Annotated in this window: 2 protein-coding genes; both read right to left on the reverse strand. The window is 37.5% G+C overall.

What is annotated here, in order from left to right; genetic code table 11:
• Positions 1-207 precede the first annotated feature (207 nt).
• Positions 208-828 (reverse strand): hypothetical protein, encoded by a 621-nt coding sequence (locus CH362_RS19025; RefSeq protein WP_100711893.1) that lies wholly within the window; start codon positions 826-828, stop codon positions 208-210.
• Positions 829-1470: 642 nt separating this feature from the next.
• On the reverse strand, positions 1471-1914 hold the full coding sequence (locus CH362_RS19030; protein WP_100711894.1) for a T6SS immunity protein Tdi1 domain-containing protein: 444 nt from the start codon (positions 1912-1914) through the stop codon (positions 1471-1473).
• Between the last annotated feature and the right edge of the window lie 270 nt (positions 1915-2184).

A 2184-nucleotide genomic window follows, 5' to 3' on the forward strand; every position in this document is an offset into this window, starting at 1 on the left:
GCGAATTCTCTAAAAACAGAATAGAACTTTAGCTAATACGTCAAACTTTATGGTTATTTCGTCTAACGACCAAGGTGTTCCGACGTTTGCGATGGCGCGAGTTTGCTTTGCAAACGAAGTGACAGAAGCAAATGTGCCGAAGGCCAAGCAAGGGTTGCGTAGCAATCCCGCAGCGCTGCGGAAGCACCGAAAGTTAGACGACGTTAATTAATTAACAGGAACTTCTGATTCTCGAAGGGATTCTCCTCTTGAATAAGGAATAATGCCACTAAATATAAAAATTATAGAAATTAAAAATGTCGAAAAGAGTAGCGTGCCAGACAAACTGTCCAGTTCTGCATCAGTCATTTGATCTCCGAATATCCCGAGAATCACTAACCCTATAAAAGCAGTTATGAGAAACAATAGTATTGATAAACCAGATAAAAGTAATATTTTCTGAGTCTTCATTTTCATTATATAGTAATTATTCCAAAAGAATACCGCTCGCAGTAATAGTATCGCAACCAATATTAATGCTATAGCCAAAAGTATATTTCCACCTCCTGAAGACTCCATACCCAATCTATTTAATATAGTCACTACAAATGAAGCAATTGCTAAGATAAGAAAAATAACTGTAAGTACTCGACTCTTATGCTTTCTAACATAAATACTTATTAACAAGTATGCAAAGACATCTACTAAATTTGCATATTGCTTAAGCAAGAGTAATCCAACAAACTGAATCAATGAAAAAAATAGAATTGCATTACAACAATCTCGAATAATCTTAGTTGCACTTTCTATATCCTGAATTTTTGAAAATATTGAACGAAAGAAACTCACGTTAACTCCTGATTTTTTAATTAATGTCGTCTAACGACCAAGGTGTTCCGACGTTTGCGATGGCACGAGTTTGCTCTGCAAACGAAGTGACAGAAGCAAATGTGGCGCAGCCCGAGCGAGTGAGTCGCGAAAGCGATCTCCGAGCGGAGCGGAAGCACCGATAGTTAGGCAGCAGTATCGCTCCTAACACATTGCACCCAAGCCCTACTCTATGAAATCCTCAAATAGAATAAAAGCAATTAGTGACTAATTTACTTTCACAATATAAAAGTAGCGAACCCTTTTCGCAGGATCCAATAAAAGATAGATTCAAGTAGTTCTGATACATTCCGAATATTCTGCAAAACATTTCAGTCTACGATATAAAGCAAGAAAAGGGAGAAAAGCGGTCGAACCTAAAATAGATCTTGATTCGGCTCTAAGGTAAAATTCAAAACTTATATAATAAAATGAAAAGAAAATCGCGATATTGCGCCTAACGACCGAGGTGTTCCGACGTTTGCGATGGCGCGAGTTTGCTCTGCAAACGAAGTGACAGAAGCAAATGTGGCGCAGCCCAAGCGAGAGTTGCGTAAGCAATCTCGAAGCGTAGCGGAAGCACCGATAGTTAGACGCAGTGGTCATATACTAACAAGCATAAAGTCAATCGATGAATTTAAGCTGAACTTTGCTCCCATCAGGTAAATCTTTAATTTGAAGTGCAACATCTCCTGAATATTGAATTAATTCAATAAAGCTAATAGTAGAAATATTAGACAATTTATATTCGCCACCCAAAGTTCCCGGTATTTTTAGACAATACTTTCTACCATCCGGTAATTGTCCGTATCTCTCAAATGCAAGATCAACTAAGGATTTCATTTCCCAATCTTCAATGAAATCTTGATCATCCAATAGAACTGTAAGTTTATCTGAATTTATTGCTATAATCTCACAGTAAAGATCCTCCGGACAAAGTCGCCAATATTGCCCTTTCCTATCTAAAATTAATAGATTTCCAAATTCATTTTCTTTTATAATTTTTTCTGGATCAAGACCTGTCCATCCCCAAGAGTCTTTTAGAACATTCAAAATTGTTTCTAACATAACAAATTCATTCCAAGAAGTAATTCGAAAATTTCTTTGAATAGCTTTCCAACTAATCTGAAATTTTTGACCATTGCGTCTAACGACCAAGGTGTTCCGACGTTTGCGATGGCACGAGTTTGCTCATGCAAACGAAGTGACAGAAGCAAATGTGGCGTAGCCCAAGCGAGAGTTGCGAAGCAAGCTCGAAGCGCTGCGGAAGCACCGATAGTTAGGCGAAGGTTTTCTAACAATTTCTAAATTTTTATTTTCTTTAAAGATTCAATTAAA

This window comes from Leptospira saintgironsiae (assembly GCF_002811765.1).
Taxonomy (GTDB): Bacteria; Spirochaetota; Leptospiria; order Leptospirales; family Leptospiraceae; genus Leptospira_B; species Leptospira_B saintgironsiae.